This window comes from Brevundimonas sp. UBA7507, from assembly GCF_002478355.1.
GTDB classification, from domain to species: Bacteria; Pseudomonadota; Alphaproteobacteria; order Caulobacterales; family Caulobacteraceae; genus Brevundimonas; species Brevundimonas diminuta_D.
Genome location: NZ_DLNP01000006.1, coordinates 24,436 through 37,002 on the forward strand (window position 1 = coordinate 24,436; position 12,567 = coordinate 37,002).

Annotated in this window: 12 protein-coding genes; 1 reads left to right on the top strand and 11 read right to left on the bottom strand. The window is 69.1% G+C overall.

Features of this window, described 5'->3' with window-relative positions; translation table 11 throughout:
• Window positions 1-141: 141 nt before the first annotated feature.
• A complete protein-coding gene (locus B3D50_RS04015; RefSeq protein ID WP_286949535.1) occupies window positions 142-1,869 on the top strand; it encodes a hypothetical protein in 1,728 nt (575 codons plus the stop codon).
• Window positions 1,870-1,882: 13 nt separating this feature from the next.
• On the opposite strand, the gene B3D50_RS04020 is transcribed toward B3D50_RS04015, so the two are convergent.
• The 11 genes from B3D50_RS04020 to B3D50_RS04070 form a co-directional block, all read right to left on the bottom strand.
• Window positions 1,883-2,224, bottom strand: a complete 342-nt coding sequence (locus B3D50_RS04020; protein WP_286949537.1) for a zf-TFIIB domain-containing protein — start codon at window positions 2,222-2,224, stop codon at window positions 1,883-1,885.
• A 147-nt stretch (window positions 2,225-2,371) separates the two neighbouring features.
• Complete coding sequence (locus tag B3D50_RS04025; protein ID WP_286949538.1) at window positions 2,372-3,595, bottom strand: NAD(P)/FAD-dependent oxidoreductase; 1,224 nt, start codon at window positions 3,593-3,595, stop codon at window positions 2,372-2,374.
• 39 nt (window positions 3,596-3,634) lie between these two features.
• Window positions 3,635-3,943: a GNAT family N-acetyltransferase gene (locus B3D50_RS04030; RefSeq protein ID WP_286949540.1), complete on the bottom strand. Its 309-nt coding sequence runs from the start codon at window positions 3,941-3,943 to the stop codon at window positions 3,635-3,637.
• Window positions 3,944-3,963: 20 nt separating this feature from the next.
• Window positions 3,964-6,858 (bottom strand): DNA polymerase I, encoded by a 2,895-nt coding sequence (gene polA, locus B3D50_RS04035; protein WP_286949542.1) that lies wholly within the window; start codon window positions 6,856-6,858, stop codon window positions 3,964-3,966.
• Window positions 6,859-6,909: 51 nt separating this feature from the next.
• Entirely contained in the window at window positions 6,910-7,965 is a 1,056-nt protein-coding gene (obgE, locus tag B3D50_RS04040; protein ID WP_003164204.1) for a GTPase ObgE, read from the bottom strand.
• A gap of 53 nt (window positions 7,966-8,018) precedes the next feature.
• The gene (locus tag B3D50_RS04045) at window positions 8,019-8,339 is read right to left on the bottom strand and encodes a hypothetical protein (RefSeq protein WP_003164202.1); all 321 of its coding nucleotides are present in this window, start codon (window positions 8,337-8,339) and stop codon (window positions 8,019-8,021) included.
• A 74-nt stretch (window positions 8,340-8,413) separates the two neighbouring features.
• Complete coding sequence (gene ald, locus B3D50_RS04050; RefSeq protein WP_286949544.1) at window positions 8,414-9,532, bottom strand: alanine dehydrogenase; 1,119 nt, start codon at window positions 9,530-9,532, stop codon at window positions 8,414-8,416.
• 138 nt (window positions 9,533-9,670) lie between these two features.
• Window positions 9,671-9,808 (bottom strand): entericidin A/B family lipoprotein, encoded by a 138-nt coding sequence (locus B3D50_RS04055; RefSeq protein WP_025976938.1) that lies wholly within the window; start codon window positions 9,806-9,808, stop codon window positions 9,671-9,673.
• A gap of 62 nt (window positions 9,809-9,870) precedes the next feature.
• On the bottom strand, window positions 9,871-11,583 hold the full coding sequence (locus B3D50_RS04060; protein ID WP_286949548.1) for a sensor histidine kinase: 1,713 nt from the start codon (window positions 11,581-11,583) through the stop codon (window positions 9,871-9,873).
• A gap of 50 nt (window positions 11,584-11,633) precedes the next feature.
• On the bottom strand, window positions 11,634-12,236 hold the full coding sequence (locus B3D50_RS04065) for a sigma-70 family RNA polymerase sigma factor (RefSeq protein WP_003164198.1): 603 nt from the start codon (window positions 12,234-12,236) through the stop codon (window positions 11,634-11,636).
• Complete coding sequence (locus B3D50_RS04070) at window positions 12,233-12,439, bottom strand: NepR family anti-sigma factor (RefSeq protein ID WP_128115700.1); 207 nt, start codon at window positions 12,437-12,439, stop codon at window positions 12,233-12,235. Before B3D50_RS04070 ends, B3D50_RS04065 begins: the two co-directional genes overlap by 4 nt.
• Between the last annotated feature and the right edge of the window lie 128 nt (window positions 12,440-12,567).

The window sequence follows — 12,567 nt, forward strand, 5'->3', positions numbered from 1 at the left end:
TTCTATGCATTCGCGGTGACTTTACGGCCACCGCAAAATGGTTTGCGCGACTCTGCCTTTCAACCCGTGTGAGGAAAAGACGAAACCTCGCCTTAAAGCCTGGAAAGTCAAAATAGCCGTCTCGCTGTCCACGAAGGCGCCATGGCTGGTCCCGTTCACTACGAAATCTACATCCGCCGCACGCCGCCGGACGACTGGTCCCTGTCGCAGGCGATGGAGGACCGCCGCCGCGCCATGGAGACGGCCGAGGATCTGATGCGCGACCGTCAGGCCGTGGCCGTGCGCGTCACCAAGGAGACGATGGACCCCGAGACCATGGAGTTCGCCAGCGTCGTCGTCCTGACGCGAGGGGCGCCGGAACTGAAGCGCAAGCGCCCGGCGCCGGTCGAGCCGCGCGGCCCCGCCTGTCGTGGCGTGCAGGATCTCTACGCCCCACATGCGCGCGAGACCATCGGCCGCATCCTGGAGGACTGGCTGGGGCGCCAGGGCGCGACGGCCTTCGAACTGCTGCACCGGCCGGATCTGGCCGAGCGGCTGGAAGCCTCCGGCGTGGAGTTGCAGCACGCCATCCAGAAGGTCGCCGTGCCCGAGGCTCAGGCCGTTCCCGGCCAGTCGGTGCATGAGCTGATGCGCCACTATCAGCGCCTGGCCGAACAGGCGATCGAGCGGCTGCTGAAGGCGGGCCGCAGCCGAACGTTCGCGGATCTGGAGACGCGGTCCGTCGCCGATCTGGCGCACAACCTGGCCGGGGCGCCCGACCGGGCCTTCCTCATGGGCGGGGCGGTGGCCGGGTCGCTGCGCGGCCTGACGGGGGCGCGGGCGCGGCTGGAGCGGCTGATGGACATCTGCGATCGGGCGCCGATCGACGGGCCGCCGCGCGCCCTGGTGTTCGTCGCGGTCGAGCAGATCCTGTGCGAGCTTCTGGGATCGCGCGCGGGGCTGGCGCAGATTCTCGGCCCCGGTCTGGATCAGGGCTCCAGCCTGGCGGCGGCCGTGCGCATGGTCGCTCCGCGCGAGGTGAGGGCCATCCTCGCCCATGACCCGCGCCTGACCCTGCTGGTGCCGCCGGTGGAAGGCCCGCCCGCGCGTCTGGGCGAGCGGTTGGCGGCGGGCGAGTTCCCCCTGCTGGCTGCGGCCCTGGCGCGGATGGTGCTGCGCGAACTGATGAGCCAGCGCCGCCTGCGGCCCGGCGACGCCGTGGGCGAGATCGACATTCTGCGCGCCCTGGCCACCGCCCTGACGGCCACGGCGGGACGGCTGCTGACGCTGGAGGAGGTGCAGACCGCCTTCATCGAACGCTCGCGCAGCCTGGTCGCCGCCGACTTCGTCGCCGCCTATGTCGCCGACTGCACGTCCGTTCTGGCCGAGGCGGAGCGCCTGACCCGCCTGTGCGAGAACGTCACCGGCGGCGCCAACAAACGGGCGGCGGCGCGCTGGCTGGACGCCTGCGTCGCCTCCCTGCGCTTCGAGACCGAGTTGCGCGGTCGCCTGACGACAGAGGTCGCGCCGCCGGGGCAGCGTCTGCTGTCGCTGGTCGCTCTGCAACGGTCGGTGCGCAATGCGGGTCTGCCCGAGCGCGAGACCCAGGCTGTCGTCGACGCCCTGGGGCTGGTCGGCGGCGCGGTCGAGGCCGACGCCCGGCTGACGATGCAGATCGCCCGCGCGCCGGCGCCGATCCCGCAGAAGCTGGCGGCCCTGTTGAGGCTGGCGGCGGCGGAAACGGGGCCAACCGGCCCGGTCGCCGAACGCGCCCGCGCCGAAGCGGTGCGGTTGATGCGCGCGCCGGACACCCGCGCCGCCCTGGGGGCCGAACCGCAGGCGGTGTTGACGCTGCGGCCGCTGTTGCAGGCGGTCGGCCTGGCGGCCTGACCGCCCTTGGGCGTCAGTCGAAGATGTCGAAGATGTCCAACCGCTTCTTCTTCTTGCGGTAGTGGTAGTCGTCGTCGCGGCGACGGTCGTGGTCATAGCGGTCGTCGCGATGACGCGGCGGCTCGCGATAGGTCGGCTGGCTTCCCCAGGGTTGCTGAGGCTGAGCGGGGGCTGGCTGCGGCGGTGCGGCGGGCGCGGCGGCGCGCCCTTCGTCGGTCGCCGATTCCATCAGTTTTTCCAGCTCGCCGCGATCCAACCAGACCCCGCGGCAGGTCGGGCACATGTCGAACTGGACGCCGTGGCGGTCCAGCGTCTGCATGGGCGCATTGTCGTTCGGGCACATCAGCAGGGGCATGACATCCTCTTTCGTCGTTGAATGCGGTCCGACATCACGTCGCCGAAGCGCCGCCAGAGGGGCCCGTCCCGCTAGAGGAAAAGACGTAGGGATCGCCCGCCTGCGCGACAACGCGCCGCGTCGCCGCAGGGCCCTGTTTTCACGCGATCAGCAGTGCTGGCCCGCCGCCCAGCCCGACGACCAAGCCCACTGGAAGTTGTAGCCGCCCAGCCAGCCGGTCACGTCCGCGACCTCGCCGACGAAGAACAGGCCGGGGACGGTCTTGGCCTCCATCGTGTGTTGGTCCAGAGCGGCGGTGTCGACCCCGCCCAGCGTGACCTCGGCGGTGCGATAGCCTTCCGATCCGACCGGCTTGACCGTCCAGGCGTTGACGGCCTCGGCCAGGGCGCGCAGCTTCTTGTCGCCGACCTCGGCCAGCTTGCCCGACAGGTTTTCGCGCGCACACAGGGCCTCGGCCAGACGGCGCGGGACGACGTGGCCGACGGCCGTATGCACCGCCTGCTTGCCGTTCTCGGTCTTGGCGGCCAGAATTTCAGCGGCCGCGTCGCGGTCGGGGGCCAGATCGACGGTGATCGCCTCCCCCTCGCGCCAGTAGGAGCTGATCTGCAGGATCGACGGCCCCGACAGGCCGCGATGGGTGAACAGCAGGCCTTCGCGGAAGACGGTTTCCTTGGCCGGACGGCCGGCGCCCGCGTCCTTGGGCGCCTTGTGCCGCACGACGGCGTCGACCGACACGCCCGCCAGCGGCTTCAACTGTTCCAGCAGGCCCGGCTCGAAGGTCAGGGGAACCAGAGCGGGCCGGGTGTCGGTGACGCGCAGACCGAAACGCCGCGCGACCTCATAGCCCCAGCCGGTCGCGCCCATCTTGGGAATGGACTTGCCGCCGGTCGCCACGACCAGCGACGCCGCCGTCACCCGCGATCCGTCGTCCAGATCGACCTGGAACCGTTCGCCCGCGCGCTCCACCGCCTTGACGCCGAGGCCCAGCGACAAGGTGACGTCCGCCGCCTTCATCTCGTCGGTCAGCATGCGGATGATCTGCTTGGCGCTGTCGTCGCAGAACAGCTGGCCTAGGGTCTTTTCGTGCCAGGCGACGCCATGGCGATCGACCATCTTGATGAAGTCGTGCTGGGTGAAGCGGCGCAGGGCCGACAGGGCGAAGCGCGGATTCTCGCCCAGGAAATTGGCGCCGCCGGTCCCTAGATTGGTGAAGTTGCAGCGCCCGCCGCCCGAGATGCGGATCTTCTCGCCGGGCGCGCGGGCGTGGTCGATCACGCGCACGCGGCGGCCGCGCTTGCCCGCCTCGATGGCGCACATCATGCCGGCCGCGCCGGCGCCGACGATCAGGACGTCGATGTCTGAAGACTTCATCGCCTCGCCCTAGCAGGCGGCGGGGCTTGAAGCGATGGCCTACAGGCCCAGCATGGCCCGATAGGTCGGATGCACCTGATCGGCGTATTCCGGGTGCTTCTTCAGATAGCTGGAGAAGAAGGGGCAGGTCGGCAGGATCAGCAGATCCTTCGCCTTCAGATCGGCCAGGACGTGCCTGGCCATGCGGCTGGCGATGCCGCGCCCTTCCAGCGGGACCGGCACGATGGTCTCGGTGATCAGGCGCCCGCCCGCGACGGGGTTGTAGATGACCACGGCGGTCTCGCCGTCGACCGTCAGCTCGTAGCGCTTGGCCTCTTCGTTATCGCGGATTTCGGGGTCCAGGCTCATGTCGTCGTCCTTGGTTGGAGTTAGTGCGCGTCGTCCCAGTTGCCGGCGGCCTTGGCTTCGACGTCCAGCGGCACGCTCAGGTCCACGGCGGGCAGGGCGGCGCCTTCCATGATGCGGCGGATGACGGCGACGGCGCGCTCGGCTTCGGCTTCGGGGGCCTCGAACACCAGTTCGTCGTGGACCTGAAGCAGCATCCGGGTCTGGAGGCCGGCCTCGGCCAGGGCGCCCGGCATGCGGATCATGGCGCGGCGGATGATGTCGGCGGCGGCGCCCTGGATCGGTGCGTTGATGGCCGCGCGCTCGCCGAACTGACGCTCGGCGCCGGACTTGGAGTGGATGGCCGGGATGTGGATGCGCCGCCCGAAGACGGTGGTGACGAAGCCTTGCTCCTTTACCAGCGCCTTGGTCCTGTCCATGTAGTCGCGGATGCCGGGGAAGCGCTCGAAATAGGTCTTGATGTAGGCCCCGGCCTCGCCCTGGTCGATGCCCAGCTGGGCGGCCAGGCCGAAGGCGCTGATGCCGTAGATGATGCCGAAGTTGATGGCCTTGGCCCGGCGGCGCGTCTCGCTGGGCATGCCTTCGACCGGGACGCCGAACATCTCGGATGCGGTCGCCGCGTGAATGTCGAGGCCGCTCTTGAAGGCGCGCTTCAGCTCGGGGATGTCGCCGATGTGGGCCAGCAGGCGCAGCTCGATCTGGCTGTAGTCGGCTGAGATCAGCACATGGCCCGGCGAGGCGATGAAGGCCTGGCGGATCTGGCGGCCCGTCTCGGTGCGGATCGGGATGTTCTGCAGATTGGGGTCGGACGAGGCCAGACGGCCGGTGGTCGCCGCCGCCAACTGATAGGAGGTGTGGACCCGGTTCGTCTGCGGGTCCATGGCCGCCACCAGGGCGTCGGTATAGGTGCCCTTCAGCTTGGACAGCTGGCGCCAGTCCAGAATGGTGCGGGGCAGGGGATGGCTCTGAGCCAGATCCTCCAGCACGCTGGCGTCGGTGCCCCATTGGCCGCTGGCGGTCTTCTTGCCGCCGGGCAGGTTCATCTCGCCGAACAGGATCTCGCCGATCTGGCGCGGGCTGCCGACGTTGAACGGGCGGCCGGCCAGTTTGTGCGCCTCTTCCTCCAGCTCGGCCATGCGCTGACCGAAGGTGGAGGACAGGGAGCGCAGCCGGTCCGGATCGACCCGCACCCCGGCCCGCTCCATGTCGGCCAGGACGGCGGGCATGCCGCGCTCCAGCGTCTCATAGACCGTGGACAGCCCCTCGGCCGCCAGGCGCGGCTTCAGCAGGCGATGCAGGCGCAGGGTCACGTCCGCGTCCTCGGCGGCGTAGCAGACGGCCGATTTCAGCTCGACGTGCTTGAAGCTCTTTTGGCTCTTGCCGGTCCCGGCCACGCTCTTGAACGGGATCGGCTCGTGGCCGAGGTGCAGCCGCGCCAGCTCGTCCATGCCGTGGCCGTGCAGACCGCCTTCGAGGACGTAGGAGATCAGCATCACATCGTCGATCGGGGCGACGCGCACTCCGCGTCGGGCCATGACGGCGAGGTCGTATTTGATGTTCTGGCCGACCTTCAGCACCGACGGGTTTTCCAGCAAGGTCTTCAGCCGAGCCAGCGCCGTCGGCTTGTCGATCTGTTGCAGGGGGGGGCGCGCGTCGCCGCCGTCGCCGAAGTCCAGCCCGCCGTCGCCGGTCGGCTCGTGCTCATGCGTCAGAGGGATATAGCAGGCCTCGTTCGGCCCGACCGCCAGCGACACGCCGCACAGCCCGGCGTGGGTCGAGGACAGGGCGTCGGTCTCGGTGTCGAAGCCGACCACGCCTGCCGCCCTGGCCCGCGCGATCCAGCGGTCGAGGTCTTCCAGCGTCTGCACGCACTCATAGCGATCCCGATCGATCGCATGGGTCTCGGTCGGCGCGGCGACCTCGGTCTGGCCGTAGCGCGGGGTGGCGACGGGCGCGCTCGGCTGGCGGGTGAAGGCCGAGCCTTCCTTCTGCGGCGCCTTGCCGTCGCCGACGCGGCGGGCCAGCGATTTGAACTCCATCGTCTCCAGGAAGGCCGACAGGGTTTCAGGGTCCGGATCGCGGATTAGGAAGTCGTCGATCGGTTCAGGGATCGGCGCGTCGCAGGTCAGCTTCACCAGTTCGCGCGACAGGCGGATCTGGTCGGCGAAGTTGATCAGGGTCTCGCGGCGCTTGGGCTGCTTGATCTCGCCTGCACGGGCCAGCAGGGTGTCGAGGTCGCCGTATTCATGGATCAGCTGGGCCGCCGTCTTGGGTCCGATGCCGGGGGCGCCGGGGACGTTGTCGACGCTGTCGCCGATCAGGGCCTGAACCTCGACCACCTTGTCCGGCGTGACGCCGAACTTCTCGAACACGGCCTCTTCTTCCAGGCGACGGTCCTTCATCGGATCGTACATGACCACGCCGTCGCCGATCAGCTGCATGAGATCCTTGTCGGAGCTGACGATCACCGCCTCGCCGCCCGCGTCGCGCGCCTGACAGGCATAGGTGGCGATCAGGTCGTCGGCTTCATATCCGGCCATCTCGACGCAGTGGACGCCGAAGGCCTTGGTCGCCTCGCGCACCAGCGGAAACTGCGGGACCAGATCCTCGGGCGCCGGGGGGCGGTGGGCCTTGTACTGGTCATAGAGATCGTTGCGGAAGGTTTTCTCCGAATGGTCGAAGACGGCGACCAGATGCGTCGGGCCGTCCTCGCCCTTCATGTCCTTCAGCAGCTTCCACAGCATGTTGCAGTAGCCCTGCACGGCCCCCACAGGCAGGCCGTCCGACTTGCGGGTCAGCGGCGGAAGGGCGTGATAGGCGCGGAAGATGTAGGCCGAGGCGTCGATCATCCACAGCCGCAGAGGCGGCCCGTCTTGCGTGAGGGGGCGGGCGGGGATTTCGGCGGGCGCGTCGGTCATGGCGCGAACATAGGGGGCGGCGACGCCCCCGTCATCCGGCCATGTGAGGGATTAGGGCTGCCAGCCGCCCGGCGTTTCGGGGATGACGTGTTCGCCCTCGTCGGAGACCTCGCCGCGGGTCTTCTTCACCTCGGCCCAGGCGGCGCGCAGCAGTTCGGTCACGCCCTCGCCCGAGACGCCGGACACCAGATAGGGCCGACGACCGGCCACCGCCTCCAGCTCCGCCGCCTTCTCCTCGCGGGCCTCGGGCGTCAGGGCGTCGATTTTGTTCAGCGCCAGAATCTCGACCTTGTCGGCCAGACCCTCGCCATAGGCCTCCAGCTCGCCGCGGATGATGCGATAGGCCTCGACCACGTCGTCCTGCGTGCCGTCGATCAGGTGGATCAGGCTGGCCGACCGCTCGACGTGGCCCAGGAAGCGGGTGCCCAGTCCTGCGCCCTCGCTGGCGCCTTCGATCAGGCCGGGGATGTCGGCGATGACGAAGCGTTCCGACGGGCTCAAGTCCACCATGCCCAGATTGGGCGTCAGGGTGGTGAAGGGATAGTCCGCCACCTTGGGCCGCGCCGCCGAGACGGCCGACAGGAAGGTCGACTTGCCCGCATTGGGCAGGCCCGCCAGGCCGATGTCGGCGATCAGCTTCAGCCGCAGCCAGATCCAGCGCTCCTGGCCTTCCTGGCCGGGGTTGGCGTGGCGCGGCGCCTGATTGACCGGCCCCTTGAAGCGGGTGTTGCCCCAGCCGCCGTTACCGCCGGACAGCAGCTTCACCTTCATGCCCGGTTCGTCCAGATCGACGAGCACGGTCTCCTTGTCCTCGTCCAGCACCTGGGTGCCGACGGGCACGCGCAGGACCACATCCTCGCCCTTGGCCCCGTGCATCTGGCGGCCCTGGCCGTGGTTGCCGGTCGCGGCCTTGAAATGCTGCTGATAGCGGAAGTCGATCAGGGTGTTCAGCCCGTCGGCCGACTCGACCCAGACGTCGCCGCCCTTACCGCCGTCGCCGCCGTCGGGTCCGCCGTTGGGAATGAATTTTTCGCGACGGAACGAGACGGAGCCCGCGCCGCCGTTGCCGGAGCGAATATAGATCTTGGCCTGATCGAGGAACTTCATGGGCGCCTTATGGCCGAAGAGAGCGGCGAATTACAGGCCAGACCCGTTCGACGTCAGCGAACTTCGAAGGCGACCGAGAATTCGTGAAGTCCGTCGAGGCCGTTTGCAGCCCGCGCGGATCGCGTTGCGCGCAGCGCCGCCATGCCGAAGCCGTAACCGACCGGGTTCTCGGCGATGATGCGGCAGGCGGTCGGCGAGCCGCTCGTGAAGTCGCAACGCAAGGTGGCGGCGCCGCTGACCTTGTCCTGCAGAGCCTTGGGCGGAGTTTCGGCGCGCGGCGGCGCCGACCAGCGCACGGACGCCGTCGCTGGCGCCCCGGCCGGGGGCGGTGTCTCTTGGAATGCGACGATGGACATCATGACAAGAAGCAGCATGGCTAAGCTCCTGAACAGTTAGAATCGCATTCCTGGGGCGCCGTCTGAACGACGGCAAGCCCGGTGGCCTATCTTCATACGCGCGCCCAGACGCCGAAGGGGTCGCGCCAGTCCATGCCCAGCGCCTGGGCCACGGCCGGGTGGGTGATCTCGCCCTTCAGCACGTTCAGCCCCTTGGCCAGGTGCGGGTCGGCGCGCAGGGCCTCCAGCCCCCGGTCGGCCAGGGCCAGGCCGAAGGGCAAGGTGGCGTTGTTCAGGGCCTCCGAACTGGTGCGGGGCACGGCGCCGGGCATATTGCCCACGCAGTAGTGGATCACGTCGTCGACCACATAGGTCGGCTGGTCGTGGGTGGTCGGGCGCGAGGTCTCGAAACAGCCGCCCTGGTCGATGGCGACGTCGATCAGGACGCTGCCCTTCTTCATCGACGCCAGCTGGTCGCGCCGCACCAGGGTCGGCGCCTCCGCCCCCGGCGTCAGGACGGCGCCGATCACCACATCGGCCTTGGGCAGTTCATCTTCGATGGCGTGCAGCGAGGAATAGCGGGTGATGACCCGGCCGCCGGTCACTTCGTCGATCTGGCGCATCCGGGGAATGGAGCGTTCCAGCACCACCACCTCGGCGCCCAGACCCATGGCCATGCGCGCGGCGTTCAGCCCCACGACCCCGCCGCCCAGCACCAGCACCCGCGCCGGCGCCACGCCCGGCACGCCGCAGAACAGCAGTCCCATGCCGCCCTTGTGCTTGAGCAGGGTCTCGGCCGCCGAGAAGACGGCGATGCGCCCGGCCACCTCGGACATGGGGGCCAGCAGCGGCAGGCCGCCGTTGCGGTCCGTCACCGTCTCATAGGCGACGGCGGCGCAGCCGGAGGCCAGCAGGGCCCTGGTCTGTTCGGGATCGGGCGCCAAGTGCAGATAGGTGAAGAGGATGTGGCCGTCGTTCAGCAGGGAGAACTCGGTCGGCTGCAACTCCTTGACCTTCACGATCATGTCGCTGCCGGCGAAGACGGTGCGGGCGTCCGGCGCGATGCGGGCGCCTGCCTTGACGTAGTCGGCGTCGGAGAAGCCCGCGCCGAGACCCGCGCCCGTCTCCATGACGACGGCGTGGCCGTGGGCGACGTATTCGCGCACGGCGGCGGGCGTCAGGCCGACGCGATGTTCGTTGGTCTTGATTTCTCGGGGGCAGCCGACGCGCATCTTCTTTTCAAAGTCCTGGCCCCTTCATGGGGCACGGCGACGCTAAATGAGCCGCCAAGGTCGCGCCAGTGAAAAATAAAACCCCGCCGAGCGATGCTCTCGGCGGGGTCTAGGTGCAGCCTTCTGATCGGAAGGGGATCAGTTCTTGGCGTCGCGGGCGGCGCCTTCGACGGCCTGACCGGCGGCCTGGGTGTCCTTGCCGACGCCTTGGATGGTGTTGCAGGCGGCGGTGGTCAGGGCCGCGGCGGCGACGGCCAGAATGATGATTTTGCGCATGGAATGCTCCTGAGACATGGGACGGTCGGGACGGAAGCCCTCAGGTTTTCTGAACGCCACGCTCAAGGTCGGGTTCCACTGACCCGGAAGGCGGCGACCTCGCGCACATGGGCCGATCCGTGGGCTTCGGGCGTGACGAAAGTCAGGCGGGCGATCGAGCCCCCCTCGGGCGCGGGGATGATCTCGGCTTCGCCGCGCAGCTGTTTGGCGAAGGCGATCATCAGGGTGCGGCCCACACCCGCCTCGGCGGCGTCGGCGACGCCGGGACCGTCGTCCTGCACCTCCAGCACGCTGGTGTCGCCCTGGACCCGGAAGCGGACCTGAAGGTCGCCGCCGCGCTCGGCGAAGGCGTGCTTCTGGGCGTTGGAGACGGCCTCCACCACCCACAGGGCCAGGGGCGCCAGCTTGTCGGGGTCGATGACCAGGGGATCGGCTTGGATCGTCGTGGTCACCAGAGGGCCGCGCATCGCTTCTCCGGCGATCAGCTGGCCGACCAGTTCGCGCAGGAAGGTCTCGGAGTCGGCTTCGCGGACGTGCTCGCTCTGGTAGAGAATGCGATAAATTAAGGCCAGGGCGGCGATCCTCTGGCGGGTGTCGCCCAGGGCCGCGCGGGCGCTGGGGTCTGTCACCGCCCGCTGCTGCATCGACAGCAGGGAGGAGATGATCTGCAGGTTGTTCTTCACCCGGTGATGGATCTCGCGCATCAGCGCGTCCTTCTCGTCCAGGGCCTCCAGCAGGGCCTTGTCGCGTCGGGTGATGTTGTCGCCCAGGGCGCCGAGAGTGCGGGCCAGGACGCGGATTTCGGCCGGGGCGTGCTCGGCCTGGACGGGGCGGACCGAAAAGCGGCCGCGCGCATAGATGGCGGCCACCCGCTCCAGATAGATCAGCCAGCGCACGACGATCCGTTCCGACAACAGCATGACGGCGGCGAAGGTCGCCAGCCAGGCCGCCAGCGGCAGCAGCAGGGTGCCGAAGGGGTTCAGCCGCGCCCAGGACAGCAGGCCCGGCGCGGGCGCCGACAGCAGGACGAAGACGTCGCGCCCCGACAGCGGCGCCCCCGCATAGACGTGGCGGCGGCCGCGCGCGTCCTTCGCCTCGAACAGGGTGGTGTCGCCGCGTTGGGCCTCAGCGGCCCAGGCGGCGATGGCCTGGGGATCGTTGAGCTGGAAGGATTCGGCGTCGGTCGTGGTCAGCACTCGGCCAGACGCGTCGATCACCGCCGCCTGGGCCCCCAGGGGCAGGGCGGGATCGCGAATGTCCGGCTGCAGCGCAGCCAGCGGCAGAATGGCGGTCATGGCGCCCTGGAAGGCGCCCATGGGCCGTTCGGAGCGGACCGCGACCAACAGGGCGTTCGGCTTCCCGGCGGTCCACTCCATGACGACGTTCTCGCCGCGCCTCAGCCGCTGATACCAGGACCGCTCGCGCACCTCGGCGCCGGAGGGCGGCGGATTGGAGCGGGAGGCGCAGACCGGCTCGCCCGTGGCGCTGAAACGGGCCAGGGCGGCGATGCTGTCCATCCGTTCGACCAGGGTCGTCAGCCGCGGCTCGCAATAGAAGCCGACGCCTTCGGGGGCCAGAGCCTGCAACAGCACCACGGCGCTGTCGATGTTGTTCTTGGCGTGGGCGGCGCTGCGGTCGGCGGCCAGTTGCAGGTCGATGCGCTGTTCGGCGGCCTGGCGGCGGAAGCCCGCCTCGGTCTGGATCATGGCCAGCAGCAGGATCGGCAGCAGGGCGACGGCCATGGCCACGCCCAGGCGAAAGCGGATTCCCTGCACGCTGGGCCATCCGAGCTTTCGCCCCAGAACCCGGCCGATCCGCCGCACGACTATCTCCGCCCGGAGCCGCTCAGCCTGTCGGCGTCGGCCAGGATGGATCGCATCGCATCCCCGGCGGACTTTCCGTCGCGGGCGTAGCCGCCGCGCTCCAAGGTGGCCTGCAACGCCTTGCGGGCGCGCGACACGCGGCTCTTCACCGTGCCCACGGCGCACTGGCAGATCTCAGCCGCCTCCTCATAGGCGAACCCTCCGGCCCCGACCAGGATCAGGGCTTCCCTCTGCTCTTCGGGCAGGGTCTGCAAGGCCTGACGCAGTTCGTCCAGGGCGACGGGCGCCTCGGGATCGTCGACGGCGATCAGGGTGCGTTCGGCGGCTTCCTGGTCGAGCTGGGTCTGACGCCAGGATCGGCGTTTCTCGGAGTAGAACTGGTTGCGCAGGATCATGAAGGTCCAGGCCTTCATGTTCGTGCCCATCTGATAGCTGGCGCGGGCGTCCCAGGCCTTCATCATGGCTTCCTGCGCCAGGTCGTCGGCCGCGGTCGGATCGCCGGTCAGGGTGCGGGCGAAGGCGCGCAGGTGGGGGATCAGGGTGACCAGTTCGGCCTTGAAGGCGCCGTCATCGGCCGACGGGGGCCGGGATGGGGTGCTGGTCACTGTCCCTCCTTGGTGGACGACGCTTGGTCGGCGCGTCTGAGAATCTCGAGGAACTCGTCGGGAACGGGTTCGTTCACGACCTCGTCGAACATGTGGCGCAGCTTCACGCCGATCGCCTGCTGACGCAGACGGACCTCTTCAAGCCCTCGCTCATTCGACGGTGACCCGTCGGGGTGAACGGGGGTGTCCTTGGTGTTGATCATCGAGTTTACGGCTGCCGCCCAAGCCAGTTGAAACGCCTGTAGAAACGGAAAACGCCGCCTCTCGCATAGAGTTCCTAACGCCGGACGTTTTTATGCTCAAGCTGGACGGGCGCGCGGGAACCGCGGCC

What these genes read in the sequence shown, in the direction of transcription:
- B3D50_RS04015 (WP_286949535.1), top strand. Translation starts at nt 142, where the DNA reads ATGGCTGGTCCCGTTCACTACGAAATCTACATCCGCCGCACGCCGCCG.
- B3D50_RS04020 (WP_286949537.1), bottom strand. Translation starts at nt 2,224, where the DNA reads ATGCCCCTGCTGATGTGCCCGAACGACAATGCGCCCATGCAGACGCTG.
- B3D50_RS04025 (WP_286949538.1), bottom strand. Translation starts at nt 3,595, where the DNA reads ATGAAGTCTTCAGACATCGACGTCCTGATCGTCGGCGCCGGCGCGGCC.
- B3D50_RS04030 (WP_286949540.1), bottom strand. Translation starts at nt 3,943, where the DNA reads ATGAGCCTGGACCCCGAAATCCGCGATAACGAAGAGGCCAAGCGCTAC.
- polA (WP_286949542.1), bottom strand. Translation starts at nt 6,858, where the DNA reads ATGACCGACGCGCCCGCCGAAATCCCCGCCCGCCCCCTCACGCAAGAC.
- obgE (WP_003164204.1), bottom strand. Translation starts at nt 7,965, where the DNA reads ATGAAGTTCCTCGATCAGGCCAAGATCTATATTCGCTCCGGCAACGGC.
- B3D50_RS04045 (WP_003164202.1), bottom strand. Translation starts at nt 8,339, where the DNA reads ATGCTGCTTCTTGTCATGATGTCCATCGTCGCATTCCAAGAGACACCG.
- ald (WP_286949544.1), bottom strand. Translation starts at nt 9,532, where the DNA reads ATGCGCGTCGGCTGCCCCCGAGAAATCAAGACCAACGAACATCGCGTC.
- B3D50_RS04055 (WP_025976938.1), bottom strand. Translation starts at nt 9,808, where the DNA reads ATGCGCAAAATCATCATTCTGGCCGTCGCCGCCGCGGCCCTGACCACC.
- B3D50_RS04070 (WP_128115700.1), bottom strand. Translation starts at nt 12,439, where the DNA reads ATGATCAACACCAAGGACACCCCCGTTCACCCCGACGGGTCACCGTCG.